At 74.9% G+C, this 5,931-nt stretch carries 5 protein-coding genes; 2 read left to right on the top strand and 3 right to left on the bottom strand.

Going from position 1 to position 5,931, the window contains the following annotated elements; translation table 11 throughout:
• Together CCN51_RS32265 and CCN51_RS32260 are read left to right on the top strand one after the other, a co-directional pair.
• Nucleotides 1–1,297 (top strand): serine/threonine-protein kinase (locus CCN51_RS32265; RefSeq protein WP_143675947.1); only part of this gene is annotated, 1,297 nt, incomplete at its 5' end.
• A gap of 86 nt (nucleotides 1,298–1,383) precedes the next feature.
• Nucleotides 1,384–2,448, top strand: coding sequence for an alpha-hydroxy acid oxidase (locus CCN51_RS32260; protein WP_014177368.1), 1,065 nt, complete (start codon nucleotides 1,384–1,386; stop codon nucleotides 2,446–2,448).
• Between the two features lie 33 nt (nucleotides 2,449–2,481).
• Here CCN51_RS32260 and CCN51_RS32255 read toward each other — a convergent pair whose 3' ends face one another.
• From CCN51_RS32255 to CCN51_RS32245, 3 genes are all read right to left on the bottom strand, one after another.
• A complete protein-coding gene (locus CCN51_RS32255) occupies nucleotides 2,482–3,525 on the bottom strand; it encodes a homoserine dehydrogenase (protein WP_043490563.1) in 1,044 nt (347 codons plus the stop codon).
• A 92-nt stretch (nucleotides 3,526–3,617) separates the two neighbouring features.
• A complete protein-coding gene (locus CCN51_RS32250; RefSeq protein ID WP_014177366.1) occupies nucleotides 3,618–4,559 on the bottom strand; it encodes a hypothetical protein in 942 nt (313 codons plus the stop codon).
• A 197-nt stretch (nucleotides 4,560–4,756) separates the two neighbouring features.
• On the bottom strand, nucleotides 4,757–5,815 hold the full coding sequence (locus CCN51_RS32245) for a C40 family peptidase (protein ID WP_014177365.1): 1,059 nt from the start codon (nucleotides 5,813–5,815) through the stop codon (nucleotides 4,757–4,759).
• Nucleotides 5,816–5,931 lie beyond the last annotated feature (116 nt).

Genomic DNA, 5,931 nt, shown 5'->3' with positions numbered 1-5,931 from the left:
GGTCGCCGCCGCCCGCCGGGTCCAGGGCCCGTACACCCCGGCCGTCGTGGCCGCCGACCCGGACGCCGAACTGCCCTGGCTGGCCACCTCGTACATCGCCGGGCCCTCGCTGGGCGAGACCGTCGACGACGGCGGCCCGCTGGCGCCGCCGATGGCGCGGCGGCTCGGCGCCGGCGTCGCCGAGGCGCTGGGCGCCATCCACGCGGCCGGGATGGTGCACCGCGACCTCAAGCCGAGCAACGTCCTGCTGGCCGCCGACGGGCCGAAGGTCATCGACTTCGGGATCGCGGCCGCGGCCGACGCCACCCGGCTGACCAGCACCGGCGTCCGGCTCGGCACGATCGGGTTCATGTCGCCCGAGCAGGCCGACGGGCGCCCGATCACGCCCGCCTCCGACATCTTCGCCCTGGGCTGTCTGCTCGCGTACGCGGTCACCGGCCGGCCGCCGTTCGGCGACGGGCCGCCGAGCGAGGTGCTGTACCGCGTCATCAACGCCGAGCCGGACCCGGACCACCTGGACTGCGGCGATCCGGAGCTGAGCGTGCTGATCGGCCGCTGTCTGCGTAAATGGCCCGCGGACCGTCCGACCGTGGACGAGGTCATCGACGCCTGCGCCACCCGCGAAGGGCAGCCGCCGGGCTGGCCGGACGCCCGCCTCGGGCCCCGTATCGCCGGCGCCCACGCCGCCCTGGAGCGCGCCTTGAGCCGCGGCCCTTCCGGTGACTCCGGGGGTAGCGGCTCCGGGCGACCTGTCGCTGAGGACCGTACCGCCAAGGGCCGCGGCGCCTGGCGGTCCCGGCGCGGCGCCATGGCCGGGGCGCTCCTCGGCGTGGCGGCCGTCGCGGTCGTCATCGCCGTCGTACTGACGACCAGCGGTGACGAGGACGGCGGCGGCGCCCGGTACACGGCCGGGTACAAGGGCCGGACCCTGACGCTCCCGGACTACGACCACTACATCGACCTGCCCACCGGCAAGGTCGTCAAGGGCGACGGCCGCTGGATGCTGAGCACCAACAGCGGCGGCGACGGCCACGGCGCCTTCGAGCTCCAGGACGCCACCGAGGCCCAGGTCGCGGGGGAGCGGTCGGTCACCCCCGAGCGCTGCGCGGAGTTGGTCGCCCACCGGCCGCTGCTCGAGAAGGTGCGCTTCGCCCAGGCGCCCGCCGGGCGGTGGTTCTGCATGCGCGACCGCATCTCGGGCGATGTCGCCGTCGTCCAGGTCCTGGACACCGACTCCGGCGACTACACCGTCACCGTCGCGGTCGACTACTACCGCCGCGGGGCCGCGACGGGATGAAACGTTTCCGGTCCCCCGGCCCCTGTGCATAACGTGCTTGGGCCGCCCGCGACTTGTGATCGCGGGCAGGGAGGGAGACGCACGCAATGGGTACTGCCGAACCAGTAGCGGGGTCGGAAGCGGAACCCGAGTGGTGGGAGACCTGGGAGGCCGAAGCGGAGCGGCGGCTGCCGCCGCATGCCTACGCGTACTACGCCTCCGGCGCCGGGCGTGACGTCACCCGGGACGAGGGGCTGCGCGACTGGGACGCGCTGCGGCTGCTGCCGCATATGCTGCGCCGCGTATCCGGGGTCGCCACCCGTACGACCGTGCTGGGCACCGAGGTCGCCACCCCGGTGCTGGTCGCCCCCATGGCGGGCCAGGAGTACGCCCACCCGGACGGGGAGCAGGAGATGGCCAAGGGCGCGGCCGGCGCCGGGTCCCTGCTGGGCGTGACGACCTGGACCGCCAGCCGCTTCGAGAGCATCGCCGCCTCGGGCGCGCCCTGGTGGTACCAGGTGTACGTCATGCGCGACCGCGGTCTGACCGCCGAACTCGTCCGGCGCGCCGTCGACCACGGCGCCCGCGCCCTGCTGTTCACCGTCGATGTGCCGGTGCTCGGCCGCCGCGGGGACAACAATCGGGCCGCCAACCTTGACCCGACCGTGAGCCTGGTCAACCTGGAGAGCCCCCGGGCGGTCCCGCGCGAAGAGGTCCAGATGGAGCCGGATCTGACGCCGGACCTGATCGGCTGGCTGCATGAGATCAGCGGGCTCCCGGTGCTGGTCAAGGGCGTGCTGCGGGCGGACGACGCCAAGGTCGTCGTGGACCACGGGGGCGCGGGCGTGGTGGTCTCCACCCACGGCGGCCGGCAGCTCGACCGCAGTGTGACCTCGGCGTCCGCGCTGCCCCGCGTGGCCGAGGCGCTGGCGGGCACCGGGGTCGAGGTCTACGCCGACAGCGGGGTGCGCCGCGGTGAGCACATAGCCGCGGCCCTCGCGCTGGGCGCCCGCGCGGTGTTCGTCGGCCGCCCGGCGCTGTGGGGTCTTGCGACGGAGGGGGCCGCGGGGGTCCAGGAGGCCGTGGACCGGCTCACCGCCGAACTCGCCCACACCATGACCCTGCTGGGCGTCGAGACCCCCGCCGCGTTCACCCCGGACCTCGTCGCCTGAGCGGGTTCCAGGAGCGTCAGGGTCCGTGTGCCGTCAGCCGAAGCCCAGGCGCCGCGGCACCGCCACGTCCAGCGTGTCCTTCACCATGGCGAGCGCCGCGCCGAGCGGGCTGGAACGGCCGCCGCTCACCGTGATGTCGCCCGCGTCCGGACAGCCGTAGACCACGGCCTTCTCCGGACCGGTGAGCGCGTGCAGCGGGTCGCCGGGCGCGGTCCGCTCCAGGCGGACCCGGACCAGCAGCGGCTCGTCGGCGCGCGCGCTCGCGACCGCGCGCAGCCGGTGGCCCGAGGCCGCGGCCTCCCGCGCGGCCCGCGCCGTGCCGTCGTCCACCGCCTCCGTCTCCGTACGGACCGCCGAGGCGTCCCAGCCCCACAGCAGGGCCGCCAGCAGCCGCGCCTTCGTGGCGGCGTCGGAGCCGGACAGATCGGCGCTGGGGTCGGCCTCGGCGATGCCGCGCCGCCGCGCCTCGGCGACCGCGTCGGCCAGGGAGTCACCGGCCGCGAGGCGGTCGAGCACAAAGGTGGCGGTGCCGTTGGGGCAGGCGCGGACCGTACGGCAGCCGAGGCCGCGTACACCGGCCCTGGCCAGGTCGCCCGCGGGCAGGGCGGCGCCGGTGGCGCCCGAGATCCTGATCAGGCTGCCGCCCTCCGCCGCGGCCCGGCCCAGCTCCCGCCAGTGGCTGAGCAGATGGCTCTTGGTGGCGGTGACCACGTGGACGCCGCGGCGCAGCGCGAGCAGCGCCTCGGCGGCCGCCTGGTCGCGCACCTCGGGGGACGAGGGCACGCACTGGACCAGCACCCCGGCCCCCGTACGGTCCAGCGTCTCGGCCGGCGACGGCAGCGGGCCCCACGCGGACCGGGGCGGCGGGGGCGCCCAGGTGCCCCCGGTGCCAGCTCCGTTGGCCGACGGCGGCAGGTACTCGGCCGAGCTGGTCCGTACGGCCGCGAGGCGCAGCCGCGCTCCGTGGCGGTCCGCGAGGGCTTCGCCGTGCGTGGCGAGGTGTTCGACGTAGGCCCGGCCGACCGGGCCGTAGCCCGACAGCACGACGGAGGCCGGGGTGGCGCTGTGCTCCGACACGGCTTCAGCTCCCTTTCTCACCTGGCTGGATACGGCCGCACGGTACGCCCGCCCGTCCACCGGTCCGTCGGCCGGGTCCGTCGGTCCGTCGATCATCCGAAGCGGACGGAGGAGACGTCGTTGTCGAAGCCGATGGCCGCCAGGTCGGCGACATCGCCGGTCACGACCTTGGACCTGCCGGTGCAGTCGGGCCCGGACCAGATCTTCAGCGAGCCGTCGGCCGACAGGGAGGAGGCGACGTCGTCGCGCGCCACGTTCTGGCAGCCCGGACCGGCCAGGCCCTGCGCCCCGTTGTCGGCGAATCCGGCGTCGTCGAACAGGACGACGCTGGTGGCCTTGGCGGTCCCGCCGTCGCTCGGGGCGGAGCCGTCCTGGGAGCCGCCGGGGTTGTTTTCGGGTTGACCGGCCTTCTGGCCGTCGGGCGTCACGCCGAACCAGGTGCCGCCGACGCCCTGGCCGTTGGTGTCCCCGGGCTTGGCGTCCTTGCTGAAGCGGTAGACCGGCCAGCCGTTGATGGTGACCTGGTGGGTGCCGTCGGCGCGCTTGATCACACCGATCGCGGACGGTTTGACCCCGTCCACGAAGATCTTGCCGCCGGGGGCGATGAGGACCGGCGGCCAGGTGGTGGCGCAGGCGCCCTCGCAGTTGGACTTGGACGGCATGGCGGTGTCCTTGTCGAAGCGGTAGAGGGTGAAGCCGGCGCCGTTGACCACGACCGGGTTCAGCGCCCCGGCCCGGCCCGCCGAGAGCTGGACCCACTTACGGGCCTTGGGGGTGCCAGAGCCCGCCCAGTCGCCGGTCTTCGGGGCCGCGCCGCCCTGCTTGGCGGTGCCGCTGCGGAACGAGAGGTCCATGGCGCCCGAGGCCGCCGAGGACCGCTCCGCCTCCGACGTCTTCTGCGACGCCTGGGGCGCCTTCGAGGTCTGGGACGCCGTGGAGTCCTGTGCCGAGTCGTCGCCGCCCCCGCAGGCCGTCAGCAGCAGCACACCGGTCGTGGCGAGGGCGGCGAATGCGGCGGAACGCTTACCGAACATGAGGATCTTCTCCTGTAGGTCATTCGCTCCCGAACCACCCGGGTGCGATCACCCCTCAGCACGTAGCGGTGGCCGGACCGGCCCAGCCGATGACGTATCGGGGACAGACCCTCGACGTGATGCGGACAAGCCCTACGCGGTGGTGACGGAGTGGACGGTTCCGTGACACACGGCGGGACCGGAGAGCCCGGCCGCCCCTACGCGGGGCGGGTCGCGCCCGCGAACGGCATCTGGTCGATCGGCGCCACGCGGACGGGCGCGCCGGGGCGCGGGGCGTGGATCATGCGGCCGCCGCCGATGTAGAGGCCGACATGGCTGACGCCGGAGTAGAAGAAGATCAGGTCACCGGGGACGAGCTCGGTGCGTGAGACCCGTCGGCCCGCGTTGATCTGGGTGTAGGTGGTGCGCGGCAGCGCCACCCCTGCCGCCCGCCAGGCGGCCTGGGTCAGCCCCGAGCAGTCGTAGCCGTGCGGGCCGGTCGCGCCCCAGACGTACGGCTTGCCGAGCGCCCCGTACGCGTACGAGACGGCGCGGGCCGCACGGCCCGACGTGGCGTACGGCGCGGCACCGGCGCCTTCGGTCTCCCGGGCCTCCTGGGCTTCCCGGGCTTCCCGGGCTTCCTGGGCTTCCTGGGCCTCGTAGCGGCGGCGCTGTTCGCTGGTCAGCCGGTCGAGGAGGGCCTTGGCGGCGGCGAGCCTGCTGCGGGCGACGCCCCTGTGGCGCGCGAGCGCGGCCTGAGCGCCGCGCAGCTGGTCGAGCTTGTCCTGCGCCTCACCGCGCAGCTGGCGTAACTTCCGGGCCTGGCGGGAGAGGCCCGCGACGGTCGCGGCCTGGCGGCTGCTCGCGCGGTCGGCGAGCGAGGCCCGCCGCAGAAACTGCTCGGGGGAGGAGGACAGTGCGAGCTGGAGGGTGGGCGCGACGGTGCCGGAGCGGTACTGGGCGGTGGCGATGGCGCCCAGCGCGTTGCGCGAGGCGTTCAGCCGCGCCGTACCGCGGGCCGCCTCGTCGCGCAGCCGGTCGAGCGCCCGGCGGGCCTTGTCCGCCGTGTCCTTCGCGCCGTTGTACTTCTCGTTGGCCTCCTCGGCCTCCCGCTGGTACTGGTCCACCTTCGCCCGCACCTGGGCGGGGGTGGGGCGGGTCTCGGCGTGGCCGGTGCCGCTGATGGCGGTGGCGGCGGCGCCCGCGAGGGCGACGGCGGCGGTCCAGGCGGTCCCGCCCGTGAGCGAGCGCTGCTTGGGCTTCCTGTGCGACGCCACGGCGGCGGGTCACCTTCCCTTTTCTTCGCGGTCCTGTGCGGTTCTGTCCATCGGGCAGGTGGCAGTCCGCTTCCCGTTAGCCGAGGGTCCCCGCCTCATGGGCGGACTGCCACCTG

The sequence above is a fragment of the Streptomyces milbemycinicus genome (genome assembly GCF_002154605.1).
Classification (GTDB): domain Bacteria; phylum Actinomycetota; class Actinomycetes; order Streptomycetales; family Streptomycetaceae; genus Streptomyces; species Streptomyces milbemycinicus.
This window is presented reverse-complemented; position numbering and strand designations above follow the sequence as displayed.